This is a genomic window from Fannyhessea sp. C0108B2 (assembly GCF_056583915.1).
This window is the reverse complement of the sequence record NZ_JBWPJQ010000008.1, coordinates 47,030-65,308: the sequence shown is the minus strand read 5'-3', so window position 1 is coordinate 65,308 and position 18,279 is coordinate 47,030. Positions and strand designations below refer to the sequence as shown.

The 18,279-nt window shown below is 42.6% G+C and carries 12 protein-coding genes; 3 read left to right on the top strand and 9 right to left on the bottom strand.

What is annotated here, in order from left to right:
- Positions 1–63 precede the first annotated feature (63 nt).
- From ileS to AC1DBT_RS04985, 8 genes are all read right to left on the bottom strand, one after another.
- On the bottom strand, positions 64–2,871 hold the full coding sequence (ileS, locus tag AC1DBT_RS05020; protein ID WP_480018851.1) for an isoleucine--tRNA ligase: 2,808 nt from the start codon (positions 2,869–2,871) through the stop codon (positions 64–66).
- Positions 2,872–3,283: 412 nt separating this feature from the next.
- Positions 3,284–4,129: a nicotinate-nucleotide adenylyltransferase gene (gene nadD, locus AC1DBT_RS05015; RefSeq protein WP_480018850.1), complete on the bottom strand. Its 846-nt coding sequence runs from the start codon at positions 4,127–4,129 to the stop codon at positions 3,284–3,286.
- Entirely contained in the window at positions 4,126–5,394 is a 1,269-nt protein-coding gene (locus AC1DBT_RS05010; protein WP_416432013.1) for a glutamate-5-semialdehyde dehydrogenase, read from the bottom strand. Before AC1DBT_RS05010 ends, nadD begins: the two co-directional genes overlap by 4 nt.
- Before the next feature lie 65 nt (positions 5,395–5,459).
- The gene (proB, locus tag AC1DBT_RS05005) at positions 5,460–6,584 is read right to left on the bottom strand and encodes a glutamate 5-kinase (RefSeq protein ID WP_464361974.1); all 1,125 of its coding nucleotides are present in this window, start codon (positions 6,582–6,584) and stop codon (positions 5,460–5,462) included.
- Between the two features lie 53 nt (positions 6,585–6,637).
- On the bottom strand, positions 6,638–8,131 hold the full coding sequence (gene obgE, locus AC1DBT_RS05000; protein ID WP_480018849.1) for a GTPase ObgE: 1,494 nt from the start codon (positions 8,129–8,131) through the stop codon (positions 6,638–6,640).
- Positions 8,132–8,159: 28 nt separating this feature from the next.
- Positions 8,160–8,915: an energy-coupling factor transporter transmembrane component T family protein gene (locus tag AC1DBT_RS04995; RefSeq protein ID WP_311430938.1), complete on the bottom strand. Its 756-nt coding sequence runs from the start codon at positions 8,913–8,915 to the stop codon at positions 8,160–8,162.
- A 10-nt stretch (positions 8,916–8,925) separates the two neighbouring features.
- Positions 8,926–10,878: an ABC transporter ATP-binding protein gene (locus AC1DBT_RS04990; protein WP_480018848.1), complete on the bottom strand. Its 1,953-nt coding sequence runs from the start codon at positions 10,876–10,878 to the stop codon at positions 8,926–8,928.
- Positions 10,879–11,040: 162 nt separating this feature from the next.
- Complete coding sequence (locus AC1DBT_RS04985) at positions 11,041–11,679, bottom strand: tryptophan transporter (RefSeq protein WP_480018847.1); 639 nt, start codon at positions 11,677–11,679, stop codon at positions 11,041–11,043.
- A gap of 701 nt (positions 11,680–12,380) precedes the next feature.
- Here AC1DBT_RS04985 and AC1DBT_RS04980 point away from each other — a divergent pair.
- From AC1DBT_RS04980 to AC1DBT_RS04970, 3 genes are read left to right on the top strand one after another with little or no spacing between them, the layout of a single operon-like run.
- The gene (locus AC1DBT_RS04980) at positions 12,381–12,593 is read left to right on the top strand and encodes a helix-turn-helix domain-containing protein (protein ID WP_480018846.1); all 213 of its coding nucleotides are present in this window, start codon (positions 12,381–12,383) and stop codon (positions 12,591–12,593) included.
- Positions 12,593–14,425 (top strand): site-specific DNA-methyltransferase, encoded by a 1,833-nt coding sequence (locus AC1DBT_RS04975; RefSeq protein ID WP_480018845.1) that lies wholly within the window; start codon positions 12,593–12,595, stop codon positions 14,423–14,425. Before AC1DBT_RS04980 ends, AC1DBT_RS04975 begins: the two co-directional genes overlap by 1 nt.
- On the top strand, positions 14,419–16,632 hold the full coding sequence (locus tag AC1DBT_RS04970; RefSeq protein WP_480018844.1) for a DEAD/DEAH box helicase: 2,214 nt from the start codon (positions 14,419–14,421) through the stop codon (positions 16,630–16,632). Before AC1DBT_RS04975 ends, AC1DBT_RS04970 begins: the two co-directional genes overlap by 7 nt.
- 208 nt (positions 16,633–16,840) lie before the next feature.
- On the opposite strand, the gene AC1DBT_RS04965 is transcribed toward AC1DBT_RS04970, so the two are convergent.
- Entirely contained in the window at positions 16,841–18,265 is a 1,425-nt protein-coding gene (locus AC1DBT_RS04965) for a C69 family dipeptidase (RefSeq protein WP_480018843.1), read from the bottom strand.
- Between the last annotated feature and the right edge of the window lie 14 nt (positions 18,266–18,279).

The window sequence follows — 18,279 nt, the reverse complement described above, 5'->3', positions numbered from 1 at the left end:
ACGTACAAATTGAGCGCATATATTTTACAAATTACCTCAAAAATCGCAGATTGCACAAGGCGTTTATAAGTTACCCATAACCTCACTACAACGAGAACACAAGCCATCAGATTCAAGATGACGCCAATTCCAACAACGCGGACATTTTGAACCCGTTGCCTGAACAACGCTACAGCTCAAATCTTCGCCATCAGAAAGCTCAACTGCAGAGCACACCAAAGCCTCTGCAACATCCAAATGAGGCACTACTTCGAGCGCTTTTTTCATCTCAGACGTAAGCGAAATACGAGCAAGTGTTGCTTGCGTTGTGTTTTCGTCAAACGATGTATCCTCACGCGCACGCTCGTATGCCTTGGTAAATGAGTTACGGATTTGAACAAGTGCTTTGTATGCAGGAAGATATGTTGCCATATGTTTTTCATCAACAGGAACGCTAAACCACGAAAGAAGTGCTGCAAAGGTCTTTCCTTCGCGAAGCGATTGGGGCATATGCTCAAGAACTTCATCGCAGGTAAATACCAAAATAGGTTGCAAATCACGAACAAGCATGGCAAGAAGATACGACCATGTTGTAAGCGCACTTCTGCGCTCAAGACCAGTAGTTGCACCACAATACACACGATCTTTTGTAGCGTTGAGATAGCCCTGAGACAACTCGGTTACTACGTAATCATAAAGCGTACGATACACCTGATTAAACTTATAATCTTGATACGCTTGGGTAACTTGATTGTGAACTTCGCACATACGCGTGAGCACGCATTTATCATAATCACAAAGATCATCAAATGCCAAGCCATCTGTTGCAAGATCAAACTGATCCTCAAGCTCACCTAACAAGAATCTAAAGGTATTGCGGAAATGACGATAAGCATTGCCAACATGGCTTAATATCTCTTCGTCGCACGACACATCAACAGAAGTATCAACAGAGGCAACCCACAAACGAATGATATCAGCACCTTGCGTAGCACACACTTTGTTTGGATCAATAACATTACCCAAGCTCTTGGACATCTTTCTACCCTGTCCATCTAAGGTAAATCCTTGAGAAACAACAGATTTATAAGGAGCTATTCCATAGGCACCAACAGAAGTCATAAGTGAGCTCATAAACCAACCACGGTGCTGATCTGAGCCCTCCAAATACATATCTGCTGGGAATTGCAGCTCTGGGCGATGTTTACAAACGGCCGTATGAGAAACTCCTGAATCCCACCATACGTCCAAAATGTCTTTATTTGCTTGAAGGTTGTGAGATTCACACGCGGGACATACGCACGCATCACCTAAGTAGTCTTGCGGTTCTTGCGTAAACCAGGCATCTGAGCCACAGTTTTTAAAGAGTTCGATTGTTTTATCAAGCGTAGCGTCATTAAGTACAAGCTCACCACAATCCTTGCAGGTAAATGCAGGAATTGGAACACCCCAGTTGCGCTGACGAGAAATACACCAATCGGGTCGACCTTCAACCATGGTACCAATACGACGAGCGGCATGAGCAGGATAAAAGGTAACATGGGCAAGTTCTTGAGTTGCTTGGTTACGTAAGTTAGTTTGGTCCATTGAAACAAACCACTGATCAGTTGCCCTAAAGATAACGGGCTTTTTACAACGCCAACAGTGAGGATACGAGTGTGATATATCTTCGTGAAGAATAAGGGTATGACGCTTAGTAAGCCAATCAATAACACAAGGATTAGCATCGTTTACGTTCATGCCCGAGAAAGGACCTCCCGTACCCAATCCAGTTCCTTCATAAAAGCAGCCGTTATCATCTACTGGCATAACAACGGGCACGCCAAACTTACAACCTGCAATATAGTCGTCCACACCGTGTCCAGGAGCCGAGTGAACAACACCGGTACCATCATCAAGGGTTACATAGTCTGCGTAAATAAATACACCAGTTTCACCTTGCTCGCCAAAAATTGGCAAAAGATAGGTATTACCCTGCAATTGAGTACCCGTTGCACGCCAGGTATTTCCTTGGGCATCACGTGCCAACTCATAGGAATCATAACCAAATTTATCGCAACATTTTTTGACAAGAGCCTCAGCCATAAGCTCACAGCGACCGTCAACCAAAACACCAACATAGGTGGCTTCGGGATGCAAGATAACACAGTCATCTGCTGGAAGCGTCCACGGAGTGGTTGTCCAAATATCTACCCATAGATTATCGGCATAAGCTTCAAGGCCTGCCGGAACGCTCGTCATTGCAAAACGAACAAAGATAGCAGGTGAAATCTCATCACCATATTCAATTTCGGCTTCTGACAATGCGGTGTGACAATACATACACCAGTGAACAGGCTTTCTACCGCGATAAATTGATCCTTTGTCGTAGATTTTTTTGAAAATCTCAATATCGGTGGCGTCGTAGTCGTGCGTATAGGTTAAATAAGGATCATTCCACTTTGCCAAAACGCCCAAACGCTTAAATCCCTGACGCTGGGTATCAACTTGTTCAACGGCCATTTTACGACAAAGCTCACGAATTTTAGCAGTTGAGAGTTGGTTAAACTTTTGCGTTCCAAGCATTTGTTCAACTTTATGCTCAATAGGTTGACCATGGCAATCCCAACCAGGAATAAACGGCGTTTGATATCCGCGCATCGACCAGTAACGATTGATAATATCCTTTGAGATTTTATTAAGTGCATGACCCAAATGAATAGGACCATTTGCATAGGGAGGTCCATCATGAAGCACAAACTTATCATGACCTTCATTTTGAGCTTGCAAAAGCTCGTATACATGATTTTCTTCCCACATTTTAAGACGTTTTGGCTCGTTTTGTGCAAGGCCCGCACGCATAGCAAAAGAGGTCTTTGGTAAATTCATAGAGCTCTTATATTCGTTAGCCACGTGAAAATCCTTTCATGTCGTATCGAACGTTTTAACCGTACACACGGCATAAAAAAAACGCCCGTCCCTCCTTGCTGGGACGAAGCGTAGATAACACGCATTGTAAGCGTTACAAGCACTTCGCTTAAACCACCCAGCGAGCAGAAATCTTACTCCGCTTTACTCGGTTGACATGTGTCGTCTGTCATGTACGGTGGCATCTACTAAAAACTTTAAACTTGATATATGCGTTTAAAGTTTTGTTTGAACCACAGCTCAAAGGTGATATCTTATTGCGTTGCCTATAACATTCCAGCTACCGTTACTCTCTAAAAGGCAAGTGAGCAAAAGACGCGTCCTTATCATCGCCTTATGTACATGATAGCATGTACGCCAACATAAAGAAGATAAAAGTTATAACGTAATCTAAAGTTTATAAATCTTTATCAGAATCCATATGCTTATACACGCGAATATTCGCCCCGTACAAAAGATGTTTATGAATATAACCCGTAACTGTATCAGGCGTAAGATACCTCAGTGAGCGTTGATGTTGCACGCGTTCGCGCAGGTAGCTTGATGAAATTGAGAGCGCCGGAACTTCTAAATAGCGTATGTCTAAGTGAAGATTTGATGCCTCTATGCGACGCTGTGCGCTGCGTAGATCGTAACCAGGGCGCGTTGCAGCAACAAAGTGACATGATGAAGAAATTTTATGCGCATCATGCCAATAAATAATATTTGCAATAGCATCTGCACCCGTAATGAAAAAGAATTCTACATTATCAGGGTAAAAAGCGCGAAGCAAACGCAGCGTATCGGCGGTATAGGTAATACCTGCACGATTGATCTCAAAGCGAGAAACCAAAAAATGAGGATTATCAGCAGTGGCAAGAATTGCCATGGCATAGCGATCTTCTGCCGTTGCAACATGACGGTTTTGCTTAAACGCTGGAGACCCACAAGGCATAAAAAGGACAAGATCCAAATTCAGCTCATCATATGCCGTTTCGGCTGCAACAAGATGGCCATGGTGAATGGGATCAAACGTACCGCCCATAATGCCTAATCGATACGTTTTATCTCTATCTTGCCCAAGCTCAGGTAAATCGCACACTGCGTGCTCGGCATTAAGATAGGCAATTTCTGAGGGCGTGAGTTTATCTAAAGAAGCAGGATAGCTACAACGAGCTGCAACACGTTGTTCATGCAGAGAACGAACGCTCTTATCATCAGGCGGCATAGAATGTTGAGCTGAGCTTTCTTCTGCAGAATTCATCGAATTTGTCCTTGTCCGCGTAAAATATATTTGGTAGTGGTAAGTGCAGCTGCAGCAAAGGGGCCTCGTGCATGCAACTTTTGCGTAGAAATGCCAATTTCTCCGCCTAATCCAAACTCGCCACCATCGGTAAAGCGCGTAGACGCATTTGCATAGACCGCAGCCGCATCAACCAACGTTAAGAATTTTTGACAAGCTTTGTAATCTTGTGCAAGAATCGCTTCAGAATGACCAGTTCCATAACGGTTAATGTGCTCAATTGCTTCATCAATATCGGCAACACAATGTACACTCATTTTAAGATCAAGATATTCCGTTGCCCAATCTTGCTCATCTGCAAGCTGCATAGCTATGTTACATTCATGTGCAATGTGCATGGCACATGCATCTCCTACAAGCTCTACGCCGCGCGCGTCAAGCGCACGCAACACTGGCGGTAAAAGCTCGGGCGCAGCACATGTATCAACCAAAAGCGATTCTGCTGCATTACAAACACCAGGACGTGAAGTTTTTGCATTAACAACCACCGAAACAGCTTTTGAAATGTCTTCTTTGCTAGAAAGTGACTTATGAAGATATACATGACAATTCCCTACCCCAGTTTCTATGGTTGGAACTTGTGCATGACGAACCACAGATTGTATAAGGCGCGCGCTTCCACGAGGAATAAGAACATCAATAAGCCCGCGTGCGCCCATAAGTTTTTCTGTTTCGCTGTGATCGGTACTTTCTATATATTGAACTGCATCTTGAGGAAGCCCTGCTTGAGCAAGCGCTTGTTGACATAGGCGCGCGAGTATACTGCACGATTCGCGAGCGGCAGATCCGCCTTTGAGAATACATGCATTTCCGCTTTTTAAACAAAGCGCAAAAGCATCAACCGTTACATTTGGACGCGCTTCATAAATGATGGCAACTACCCCTAAAGGAACCGTTATCTGTTGCATTTGTATTCCGTTTTCAAGGGTATGACCACTACGAATTTGACCAAGTGGATCACTTTGAGCCGCAATTTGAAGAAGCGAACTTTGCATTGCTTCTAAGCGCTCGGGCGTTAAAAGCAAACGATCTATCAAAGGTTGAGGAAGATTGCAGTCGTGTGCGCGCTCAAGATCTTTAGAATTAGCACGTAAAATTTCATCGGAAGAACTTCCAATGAGCTTTGCGCACATAGTAAGTGCATGATTTCTTTGGCTCAAAGAAGCTTGTCGCATGCTCATGGACGCAGTATGCGCCAAACGAGCTTTATCAAGTGCCTCTGACATGGTGACCTCATTTCCAACTTTAAGCAGGTTTATCATTAGTTTATAGATGTTTTACACGAGTAGAATTAAAACAGCAAGAGCTCATCTTTATGTATTACAGGAATATTTGCTTTTTGGGGCATAAAACGTGCAATAACATCAAGTTTTAAGCCTTTTGAAACACAAAGATCGTCGGAAGAATACTTGCTTATGCCGCGAGCAATCAACGAAGAATGTTCATCACGCACGCTAATAACATCGCCTGCATGAAATGTGCCTTTAACTTCGCGTATACCAACTGGCAAAAGCGATGCACCCTCTTTGATGAGCGCTTGTTTTGCTCCTGCATCAACCGTAACGCTTCCTTGCGGAATTTCAGCAATGCCTATCCAGAGCTTACGAGCATTTTCGGGGGTATGCGTAGATTCAGGAACAAAGCGCGTTTGAGAAACACGATTTTGAACGATATCGTCAAGTGAATAGGTGTGATGACCGTTGCAAATAATGGTAGTAATACCTGCCGCCAGAGCTGCGCGTGCGGCATAAAGCTTAGTAGACATTCCACCGGTACCAACGCCTGACACCGAACCCGTAGCGCAAGCCATAAGCTCGGGAGTTATTTTATGAACCGTATCTATATGGCGCGCTTGAGAATCAGTTGCAGGATTTGCGGTGTATAAACCATCGACATCGGTATAAATAATATAGGCATCAGCATGAACCAACGTAGCAACAATTGCACCAAGGGTGTCATTATCTCCAAACGTAAATTCGGCAACCGAAACGGTGTCGTTTTCGTTTACCACAGGCACTGCGCCTAAATGCAACAGCGTTCCTATGGTAGTTCGAGCGTTAAGATACGTTTCTCTACTACACACATCATGACGGGTAAGTAAAACTTGTCCAACACTTATGTCATGAGCACCAAGTGCTTGTGCATATGCCTCGGTTAAGAGTGCCTGACCAGCCGCTGCGCAAGCTTGAAGGGAAGGGATATCGCTTGGGCGCACCGACATATGCAAACGCTTCATACCTGCAGCAACTGCACCAGATGAAACCACAATTACATGATTACCTGCCGCCTTAAACGCCGCGATATCATCGGCAAGTTTTTGGATATATGCAGTATCCACCTCGCCTGTTGCATCGACCAAGGTAGATGAACCTATTTTTATGACATAAATATCTGAGACTTCAAAGATATCCTGCAAAATCAACGCTCCTTTATGAGATATCCTTATTACGTACGTGCAACATACTAAAATTATGCAGAGGGTACATCAGGCGAAACGACAGACGTATCAGCTGCAGTTGAGGCAGATGCATCATCCAAACTTGAATCATCTTCTTCAACAACCAACGTCGTATCTAGAGAGGTAGCATCACCAGACATATCATCTACCTCACCTGTGAGTGTATCTGCTCCTTCAAAGGTAAATGAATACCCAAGGATACGTATTTCATCGCCAGGCTTTGCACCATGTTTCATCAGACGTTCTTCAAGACCAATTCGATCAAAACGATGTTGTAGGTACACAACAGCTTCATCATTTTCCCAATCAGTTTGAACAACCATACGCTCAACACGAGTTCCGCTCACACGCCAAATACCTGTTGATTCTTGCGTTATATGAACCATATTCTCACGTCGTGTAAGCTCGTAGCGAACCTTTTGAGTTTCAATTTGTGTGCGTTCGGCGTCTTTTAATGTTTGAGCATGAAGCTCTTTTCGTAATTCATACACCTGCGAAGCGCAAACATTTTTAAGTGTTTCGATACCTTTTCCTGTAAGAGCTGAAACTTCGATAAAGCTATGGCCTGCGGCAAGAGCGAGACGTTTAAGTTCTTCAAGAGCTTGAGCGTTGTAGGGCATGTCGCATTTATTTGCAAGCACAATTTGTGGGCGCTGGCTTAGCTCGGGAGCATAAGCTTCTAGTTCGTGATTAATGGTGTGATAATCCATAACGGGATCGCGACCCTCAAGACCGCCAGTTATATCCACAACGTGCAAAATGAGCGCGCTGCGTTCTATATGACGTAAAAACTGATGACCAAGGCCTTTTCCTTCACTTGCGCCTTCGATTAAACCGGGAACATCGGCCACAACAAAAGAATAGCCTGAAGCAGCGCGAACCATTCCTAAATTTGGAACAAGCGTAGTAAACGGATAATCAGCAATTTTAGGACGCGCCGCACTTAGGCGCGCAATGAGCGAACTTTTTCCAACCGAGGGCATACCAACCAGCGCAGCATCGGCCATAACTTTCATTTCGAGTTCAATCCAATGTTCTTGTGCAGGCTCGCCTTTCTCGGCAAAAGCAGGAGAACGTCGAACAGATGTCACAAAGTGAATATTACCGCGGCCCCCATGTCCTCCTTGTGCAACAACAACCTCTTGTCCGTCAACGGTAAGATCTGCCAGCGTATAGAGTGGCTTCATAGTTTTTGAATCAAGCTCTCTTACCACGGTACCAACTGGCACATCTAAAATAAGAGACTCTCCATCTTTTCCATGTTTACGAGCGCCTTGACCGTGTGTTCCACGCTCGGCTCTAAAATGATGTTTAAACCTAAAGGCAACTAAAGAAGAAACCGACGTCTTTGCACGAAGTATAATGCTTCCGCCCTCTCCTCCATCACCACCATCGGGGCCGCCTTTAGGGACGTATGCTTCTCTACGAAACGACATACAACCTGCGCCGCCATCTCCGCCTTTAACAAAGATGTGGCACAAATCGGTAAAAGTATTGGTTGCCATACGCCCTCCTTAAAAAGTAACATCCTTTTTATAGTAACGAAAAAGCGCAGGCAGCGGCAATTAACATAAAAGAAACGAGAAAAAGTACACCATCTTGAGGTAAGAACGGATATGTTTTATATGAACTCTGTGCTGTGCGAAGATAAAAACCCCTCTGTTCTGCCGCTAACGCACACATATCGGCCTTACGAACCGATGAAACCAAAAGCGGAATAATAAGCGGCATCATAAGCTTGAGTTTCTTATACGGATTGGGTGTATCAAATTGAACGCCACGCGCCATTTGAGCTTCGCTAATTTGCGTCATTTCGTATGCAAAGATAGGAACAAAACGAATAGCAGTTGTAATAGTAAATGCATAGCAATAAGGAATATGCAGATAAGCAACACAGGCATTAGCAAGATCATTTAATTTGGTAACCGAAAGCATACTTACCAGCGGCAATGCAAAACAAAAGAGCCTAAGCGCCGCGCGCAATGCACTTATAAGTCCTGCATCTGTTATCCATAAAAACAGATGTGTCCCCCCTTGATTCAGCATGCTTTGAAGGCAAAACATAACACAGGATAAAATCAAAATAGCTTTGAGCAACGAGCGCAGTGCTGATAAAATATGCGCTGAATACATCGTAAGCACAATAAGAAGTGCAAGCACCACAAGTGCGCGACAATCCGAAGTAATAAACGCGGCTATAACTACACTCATTGCTAAAACAAGTTTTGAAAGTGGATTTGCACGATGAAGAAGCGTTTTACCTTCGTGATAAGAAAGAATCGTATTCATACTACACTCCTTAAGCGCGCGTGTGTTTGAGAGCACATGCTTCTAACAGCGACTCTTGCGTATAACAGTTGGTGCAAACCGTCCATGACTTGTTTACTAAGCCATGTGCCACACTTGCCAGCTGAGAAGGAGAAATTGCAGCTTGGGCACAAAGAGACTCTTGAGAAAAGATACTTTGCATATCCCCTGTTGCAAGAAGTTTCCCCTTGCTTATAACCATAAGACGTGTAGCGTAATCGGCTACAACTTCCATGTCATGACATACCATAAGAACGGCACAGCCCGTTTGCTGCAAACGTATAACATGTTCCATTACACGCTGGCACTCAACAAAATCAAGACCACAAGTTGGTTCGTCCAAAAGCAATAATTGCGGACGGGTTACCATAGTTGCTGCAAGCGCCACCATCTGACGCTGACCGCGCGAAAGCATAAAAGGGCTGGCAGAAGGATCAAGATTTAACTCATCAATTACCTTATCGGCACGAGCGTAAGCTTTATCTTTATCGATTCCTACTAACAAACAGCTAAACGCAACTTCTTCTCGAACACTGGGTTTTGAAAGCTGATAATCGGGGTTTTGAAAAAGCGTAGAAACAAAACGTGCGCGCGTGCTCACGGGCATGTTTTGTGTGGAGGTACCGCACAAAGAAATTGTTCCAGCACGCGGACGCAATAGACCATTTATGAGCTTGGTAATAGTTGTCTTACCTGCTCCATTTTGTCCCACAAGCGCAACAAGCTCTCCAGGATATAGTGAAAACGAGATATCACTTAGCGTTTCTTGAGCACCAGCGTACGAAAACGAAACATGTTCAAAAGCCAAGGTCTTTGGGCGATCTTGTTCCTGCTGCGATGGACATGTGGGTTGTGAAGAAGATGCATGTACACGCGCAATAATATCGTCTGAAAGCGGTTGATGCATATCGTGCACAAATGAGTGCAAAGGCGCATACGAAAGCATATCGTCTAGTACCTGCACGGTATCGGCAACGCTTACCGGCATTATTTGGTGCGACGTGCTTGAATCATTCAAACCGCGCGCGCGAAGCGTTTGAATTAAGCGCGTAGTACGCGGATAGTTAATTCCTACCGAATCCAAAAGTTCGCGTTGCTTGAGTGCCTCATCAATAGGCGCATCTAAGCAGAGCTCCCCTTGCGACAATACCAGCAGACGACGGCAATACGTGCACAAAAGTGCAACTTTTTGCTCAATGACCACTATGGTAATTCCGTATGTTGCATTTAAGTCACAAAGAATTGAAAAAATCATTTCGGAAGAAACTGGGTCAAGCGCACACGTTGGCTCATCTAAAATCATAACGCGCGGACGCAGAGCCAAAATTGCAGCAATAGCAACTTTTTGTTTTTGTCCGCCCGAAAGCGTGTCTATATCACGATATTTTAAGTCTAAAATGCCTACCGCTCGCAAAGCCTCATCCATCCGTGGATAAATTTCATCGTGCGCAATACCAAAATTTTCGAGGCCAAACAAAAGCTCATCTTCAACATTGCCAGCAACCATTTGAGCATCAATATCTTGGATAACCGAGGCAATATATCGTGCAATTTGAGTAAGCGATAGTGTTCGAGATTCTTTTGCGTAAATCGTAACGCTACCGCTTAATGTTCCAGCAAAATGATGAGGTATAGCTCCTGTCATCAGTGAAGCCAATGTTGTTTTACCAGCTCCAGTAGAGCCGATAATTCCTACAAATTCACCTTCATAAATAGAAGTATTTATGTCTTTAAGCGCACAAACTTGGCTCTGAGACAAGCGAGCCGCGGAAACGCTTCCATGTGATTTTGTATGAGCATCTGCGCGCGCAAAATCGGCTTGAGGTTGCTGCTGCGTTGCATACGCAAAGCTTACATGCTTAAAAGAGATAAGTGGCATAAGCTGTGAAGCATGAGGCAAATCTTGCTTAACATCATCACGTGGTATAGATTTATCTTCGCGCATATGCCCTTTCCCTTATAGTCCATGAAAACGTTTAGGCAGTTTAACTTGTATTCCAAGCATACTTCACCGTAGGCGCTTGTGTTTGCTGCTATTTTGTCAGTATAGCAATTTTTACCAAGATACTCACGCATGATTGTTGCGCATAGGAACTTAGCTTGGACGTTATTTGTGCAAAACCAATTTAAGAGGCTGATACAGCAAGGCAACCACAAGTCCATTTGCAAAAGCAGTTCCCACCACAATAGGAGCCATTACCAAAGCGGCACCAAGTTCGAGGTGCAAGAATACAAGGGTTGCAACGGTTGCAAAGATACCGCCAGAAATAAGTGTGGTGACAAACGTTAAAATAAAGGGAAATGGATCGAGCTTTGAAGCACTAATATGGTTGAACATATGGGTATAGGCAAGTGTCATAAGCGTCATGCAAGCAGAGGCAGGAATATCGCATGCATACTCAAGACCAGGAATTGACGTATTGAGCTGAATAAGCGTTGCAGCAAGTGCGCCAATAATAATGCCCTGAACTACATTAGGTTTAAGCAATAAAATACTTAAGCAAAACGAGGCAATAACAAATTCGGGCTGAATTCCCGTAATTGCCAAAGACTTTGCTACCGTTAAATCCAAAATACAACCCGCAGCTAAAAGCACAGCGGTTAAAATAAGCGACGAAATTGAAAGTGCGTGATGAGGTGTTGCGTTTTGTGACACATCGCTCGTAATTTCTTCAAAAGGATTGACAGTGTTTTGAGTGTTTTGAGTGTTTTGAGTGTTTAATTCTTGAGCTTGTTCGTATGACATAATAAGTCCTTTCGTGGATATCAACATGCTTAGAGCATAGATATATTTGATAAAAAACGTATAAAGAAATGTAAATAAAAAAGACTTTCAGAATTACTCCGAAAGCCTTAAACAAAAATTAGCAATACTTCAGAGTAATTAACACATAGCTAAAGATTGCCACCACCATGCCTGTACAGAAGAATTGTTAGAAGCAGACGCAACACACGTAAGCGCAGTTTGAGCAAGCATGGCAACCTCCTTTAGGTTATAGTGCAGCACCAAGTTTTTAAGAACTTGTACTATCATACACATTTGCGAACATGTTACGCAATACCTTAAAAGGTATTGCGAAACGCTTCGCCACAAATCCGAAATCACTAACACTTTGAAAACGCCCCACCCTTGAGGCGAAGGAATTCGAAATTTGTTATTACAGTAATACCATGTATTTTTACAAAGGTGTACATGAAATACAATTAGTAACGCATCAGAAACATAAATACTATGTACGGGGTTTATCGTGGTGTCTGCAAAAAGGTTGCCACTTGGACGACTTGCATTAGGATTCAGAAAACTTTTTGACCATAAAGCACCTCTTTAGGAATTTAATCTGAATAAATGGCAAAGGAAATTTTTATATTCTGGTGCAATTGGTTATTTATATCGTCGAGATATTCACAGAATCGTGATACTATTAATTAAGAAATAAGGAGGAAACTATGGCTGTTAGTTATAAAAAACTCTTACATCGTATGATTGAAGAAGATATTTCCAATCAGGATTTAATGAGAATGAGCAATATTTCCGCCAACATTATTACAAAACTACGCACGGGACAATATATATCACTAGAAAAAGTTGAAAGTATCTGCAAGGTTCTACACTGCACGCACGACGATATTTTGGAATTTGTTGCGGAGGATGAAAAGTAATGGCAAACTTATCACAACAAAAGCGCGAGCGTATGCTGGCATTCTTAAATAAAATCAAAGCTGAACATCAAGACAATGATGAAACGCTCCAGGCGCTTGATGAGATTGAAACTGAGCTTAACTCAAAAAAATACGGTCTTGTGTGGGAAAAGCACGAAGAACAAGTTGACATAATGATGCAGGACAATATTCCTGTGTTTAGCGAAGTACAAGAGCGTGAAATTAAAGCGACTGACGAAAACGCCTATAACTTTTTGCTTGAAGGTGACAACCTGCACAGCTTGAAGTTGCTTGAGAAAACACATGCAGAAAAGATTGATGTAATCTATATCGACCCACCATACAATACTAAAAGCAAGGAATTTATCTATGATGATTATAGAATTGGTGAAGACGATGCCTACCGGCATAGTAAATGGCTATCTTTTATGAATGAGCGACTAGAGATAGCAAAGCGACTGCTTTCTGATGAGGGCGTTCTTTTCATTTCGATTGATGATAATGAAATTGCACAGCTTAAGTTGTTATGTGATGAAATTTTTGGTATGGATAACTTTTTAGGTATTATTATTCAAAATAAACTTAATGCAAAAAATGATACGTTGGACATACAAAAGAATCATGAGTACATAGTCACATATAGGAAGAAGTCTAGATTTATAAACGGAACCAAAGTGTTGCCAACATTAGTACGAAAGGAAAAAAAGTTACGACCAGTATACGAGGAAAATGGCAGATACTACTATGTCAATGATTCTATAACTACACGTGGTGAGGGTGGCGTATTAAGTGCTCGTCCAAACCTTGGATACACTGTGTATTTTAATCCATCTACTGGGGTTAAAAAAGCAGTATCTGACTACGACATTTCTCTTGTTAAAGAATCTAATGATGAAAACATAATATACAAACACAGCTCCGACTTACTGAATGATGGTTATGTTGCCATTATACCTCCAAAAGTGCGTGGTAAATTGGGATGCTGGACGTGGTCTTTAGAAAAATTTAATGCAGAATCTGACAATATTGTAATAACAGGAAAAGCAGGTCGTTATACAGTAAAAAAACGAACTTTCGTTCCTGAAGAATCTGTTGAAAACATTTCTGGAAGCTTGTTCTATTCCTCTATTGCAGAAAGAAATTCAAGAAGTATTATCGAATACTCTACAAACGATGGCACGAATACTCTTTCAGCTGTGATGGGAAGAGATGCTACTTTTAGCAATCCTAAGAACTTGAGCATGATAGAATACCTGCTATCTATCTATGTAGGCAAGAATCCTACCATCCTCGACTTCTTCGCAGGCAGTGGTACTACTGCTCAAGCTGTTCTTGAACTTAACATGGAAGATGGTGGTAATCGTAAGTTTATTCTCTGCACTAATAATGAGAACAACATATGTGAAGATGTTACCTATGAACGTATCAAACGTGTTATTCATGGTTACAGTTATGTAAAGGAGAAGAAAAATGGCAATGAGCTTGTTAATGTAGAAGGCATTCCTGCAAACCTCAAATATTTCAAGACTGACTTTATTCCCAAAGATACAGATGATGTGAGTGAAGAACTCCTTTCTCACATCAAAGAAATGGTAGAGCTTGAAAACGGTATTACGCTGGATAACAAACACTATCTTATTGTGCTTAGCGACGAAGAGGCAGACGCGCTAGCTAAAAACTGGTCAAGCTATGAGGGCGTACGCGCAATGTATGTATCGCGCGAGGTGCTTCTTACAACCGAACAACAAGTGCGCTTTGCAGGCGCAGAAATCCACGTTATCCCCGACTACTACTTTGAATATGAACTAAAGGAGGTAGGCGAGGCATGGTAAATCCAGGACTTACGATAAATCTTTTTGCGTTTCAGGAAAAGGCGGTTACAAAGCTTATTGACTTAACCGCTCGTGATGATGCTAAACAAACTATTCTTATGAAGGCGCCTACCGGCTCGGGTAAAACGATTATCCTTATTGACTACATTGATAACTATTTGAGCAACGTAGATAAGCACACTGCATTTATTTGGTTATGTCCCGGTAAAGGCAACCTTGAAGAGCAAAGTCGCGAGAAAATGAGGAAACTTTCTCCGAGTAGGAAAACGCAGAACCTTTTTGATGCACTTACCAGCGGTTTTTCAGAAGAGAGCACTACGTTTATCAATTGGGAGCTTGTAACCAAAAATGGCAATACCGCAATTCGCGATAGCGAGCGTAAAAACCTCTTTGATTGTATTGCCGAGGCGCACCGTACAGGCATAGAGTTTATTGTTATTATCGACGAGGAACATTCGAATAATACGGCGAAAGCTAAGACAATTATCGATGCGTTTGCAGCACAGCATATCGTTCGTGTAAGTGCAACGGCTGTTGAAAACAAACGATATGAGTTTTTTGAAATTGACGAGCTCGATGTTATTGAAGCGGGACTTATCACAAAAGCCCTTTATGTAAATGAGGGTATCACAAGCAATTTGCTCATCGGTGAAGACTACGAAACGCTGCTTGAATTAGCTGACACCAAACGTAAAGAAATATGGGCACGCTACAAGGAACGAGGAAAAATCATTCGCCCCCTTGTGTTAATACAGTTTCCCAATGGAAAACCCGAAACCGTAGAAGCAGTAGAAGAAAAGCTACAAGAGATGGGCTATACCTATGACAATGGTATGGTCAGCAAATGGATGAGTGAAAACAAAAAAGATCTTCCAGACGATCTTACTGCAAATACGGGAATACCTGTCTTTTTACTTATGAAACAGGCAATATCTACGGGATGGGATTGTCCACGCGCCAAGATTTTGGTAAAGCTGCGCGAAGGCATGAGCGAGTCGTTCGAGATTCAAACTATTGGACGCATTCGCCGTATGCCTGAAGCGCATCACTACGACGACGACCTGCTTGATTTTTGCTACGTCTACACCTTTGATGAGAAGTACAAGGCAGGACTTTTGTCCACAATGGATAAAGCGTATGAGACGCGTCGCCTGTTCCTCAAAAATGAGTGCAAAACATTCACGCTAGAAAAACAGATGCGCAACCTGGACTTTAACGGATTAGGCGAGCGCGAAGTTTTTCACAAGATTGCTGAGCACTTAATTAAAAAGTACAAGCTTACCAACAATAAGCAAGAAAATGAGGAACGTTTAGAGGCAGGCGGCTATATTTTTACGCATGAGCTGGTAAAAAATGTGATGCATGGTAGATATGTTCTTACAGATATGGTAGTAGATGCCACGTCATTTTATACAACCAGAAAGCGTATAGACACTCATAAACCCGGCATCGAGCTTTTACATAGCGTAGATGCCATAAAAAACTCTATATCGATGTCAACGCCCAAAACAAAGGTTATATTGGAACGTTTGTTCCGTAAGGGAAGAAATACGAATATGAAGCTAATTGGTCTTCCTACAACTGATTTTTATGCCTTTGTTATTAACAACACTCATAAGCTCAAAGAAGATTTTAGAGAAGTAACGGCAGATATGATGGTCCAGCGAGAGCTTGTTCTACAGCCAAAAACCTCAACATTTCATATTCCCGAGCAAGACTTTTTCAAATACGATGCAGGTGTTAAACACGAAGTTGAATATCTCAAAAATAGCTATCACGACTACACGTCAGGATATGCAACAAGTTTGGTGCGTTCTACTTCTGAAATGCTGTTTGAAAAATATTGTGAGACGCGTGCAGATGTTGAATGGGTATACAAAAACGGTGATGCGGGACAGCAGTATTTTTCCATTGTCTATATTGACGGCTTGCAACATCAGTGGCTCTTTTATGCCGACTACATTGTTAAAAAGAAAGACGGCAGTGTGTGGGTCATAGAAACTAAGGGTGGTGAGGCACGTGGTCAAGATAAAAATATTGACCGACAGATTGAAAATAAGTTTAATGCGTTCAAGCAGTATGCAGATGATAAGGACATAAACTGGGGCTTTGTACGCGATAAAGATGGAGACCTTTACATTAACAATACGGTGTTTGCTGAAGATATGGCAGACGAGCACTGGGTGCCGTTATCTGAGAAGTTTTAAATAAAAATGTCTTAAGTAGGGTGCTTAGCAAGCACCACTGTAATTACCAAAAACAAGGAAAGCCTACTTAATGCAATGTGCACCAGGTAGGCTTTCTTATATTCTCGCGTAAAGGTTTTCAGGCTGTTTCCCTTTAATCCCCTACTGAACACTCCATACAAGAGTAACCTTACTCCCCTATGGTCGTTATGCCTTTTGTAACGCCAAACTATAAATTAGCATCCATCTTAAATGTAAGCTTCGACAGCAAAATGGCCTGAGTGTACAACTCGCCCATGTGCTTTTCGGATTCTTTTCGCGTATGCGCAACAGTCTTTTGATTCTCTTTTGTCAAAAACGCTGTTAACTCGTCACCCGTAAGATCACGGCTTTGCTCAATAATTTCTTCAACACGCGCACGGTACCAACGATTAAGCTCATCAAGATACGCGGCATTTGGCAACGCAAAGTGAGCATAGTGACTCTCTACAAGCGCGGCAAGCGATTTGTAATACCACCATGCGTCACGCGCATTATACGTCATGCTCGTGTTTTTATACGAAGCGTCAGTATCATTCATATTAGTGAAAAATGGAATAAACGGTGTAAAGGTAGGTCCTCCAATACAAAGCCACATAATTGCTGCTCTGTCCCCTGCAACGTCGTTTCTAATCTGCAAGATATGAGCATTTTGAGTTCTGTTAAGGCCAATGGGACGAAACTTATGTTTATCAGCATCAGCGCCATGACCTAGTGGATCGTAGGGAGTGTTTTGATAATGCGATCCCAGCAAAAATTGAATGTCCTCACGCGTAATAAGCTTTTGCGCGCGAGAAATAAACGGAAGATTAAAATCTTCAGGATCTTGGGCACGCTCGGGATTGAAATATTTTTGAACATACCACGAACGAGAGGTATTGTAATGCCTGTCCTCATCGGTTGCGGTACCAAAAATATGACGGACGTTCCAAAAGCTACGGTCAGGATTAAGACGGTGCGTATCCACAAATTCGCGAATACCTTCGCTGTACATAAAGTTGTCAGGGTCGTCAAAATCAACGCATTCAATAGAAACACAGTTAGGAGCAACAGCATAGCAATCATCGGGAATACGCTGCGCAACCCAATGATGACCAGTTACAATTTCCATGTACCAGATATCATCTTTATCGCTGAATAACACAGAATTACCTGCAGGACTACCATACCTTTTTATGAGCGAACCTAAATATTCAACACCGTGACGAGCCGATGTGATATAGGGAAGCACGGCGGTTTGCATGCAGTCTTCATCTAAACCATCACGAACAAGAGGATCAAATGCAAGCGTTAGAGAATTGCCATAGGTAGACTCGGTACATGACATGCAAACATTATGCTGGTTGATTCCGCTTTCATCGTAATAACCGCACTTTTTATAATCAACATTAGGAACTGCAGGAACTCTATCGGCATCAGCAGGAAGCTCCATGCTAAATTTATTAAGCCAAGACTTTAAGATTTTTCCTTTGTCGTTTGTGCGCGCGGGTTCAATAATAAACTTTTGCGGCGTAATGGGTCTAAATGTATCATCGTTACGCGCGATCATGGTTGAACCGTCAATAGAAGCTTTCTTCCCTACTAAAATGGTGGTACAGGCACTATGGTGTCTCATAGCCGCTCCTCTCA

Excerpts from the sequence above, each read along its gene's own strand:
- nadD (WP_480018850.1), bottom strand. The coding sequence starts at position 4,129 with ATGAATTCTGCAGAAGAAAGCTCAGCTCAACATTCTATGCCGCCTGAT.
- AC1DBT_RS05010 (WP_416432013.1), bottom strand. The coding sequence starts at position 5,394 with ATGTCAGAGGCACTTGATAAAGCTCGTTTGGCGCATACTGCGTCCATG.
- obgE (WP_480018849.1), bottom strand. The coding sequence starts at position 8,131 with ATGGCAACCAATACTTTTACCGATTTGTGCCACATCTTTGTTAAAGGC.
- AC1DBT_RS04995 (WP_311430938.1), bottom strand. The coding sequence starts at position 8,915 with ATGAATACGATTCTTTCTTATCACGAAGGTAAAACGCTTCTTCATCGT.
- AC1DBT_RS04990 (WP_480018848.1), bottom strand. The coding sequence starts at position 10,878 with ATGCGCGAAGATAAATCTATACCACGTGATGATGTTAAGCAAGATTTG.
- AC1DBT_RS04985 (WP_480018847.1), bottom strand. The coding sequence starts at position 11,679 with ATGTCATACGAACAAGCTCAAGAATTAAACACTCAAAACACTCAAAAC.
- AC1DBT_RS04980 (WP_480018846.1), top strand. The coding sequence starts at position 12,381 with ATGGCTGTTAGTTATAAAAAACTCTTACATCGTATGATTGAAGAAGAT.
- AC1DBT_RS04975 (WP_480018845.1), top strand. The coding sequence starts at position 12,593 with ATGGCAAACTTATCACAACAAAAGCGCGAGCGTATGCTGGCATTCTTA.
- AC1DBT_RS04970 (WP_480018844.1), top strand. The coding sequence starts at position 14,419 with ATGGTAAATCCAGGACTTACGATAAATCTTTTTGCGTTTCAGGAAAAG.
- AC1DBT_RS04965 (WP_480018843.1), bottom strand. The coding sequence starts at position 18,265 with ATGAGACACCATAGTGCCTGTACCACCATTTTAGTAGGGAAGAAAGCT.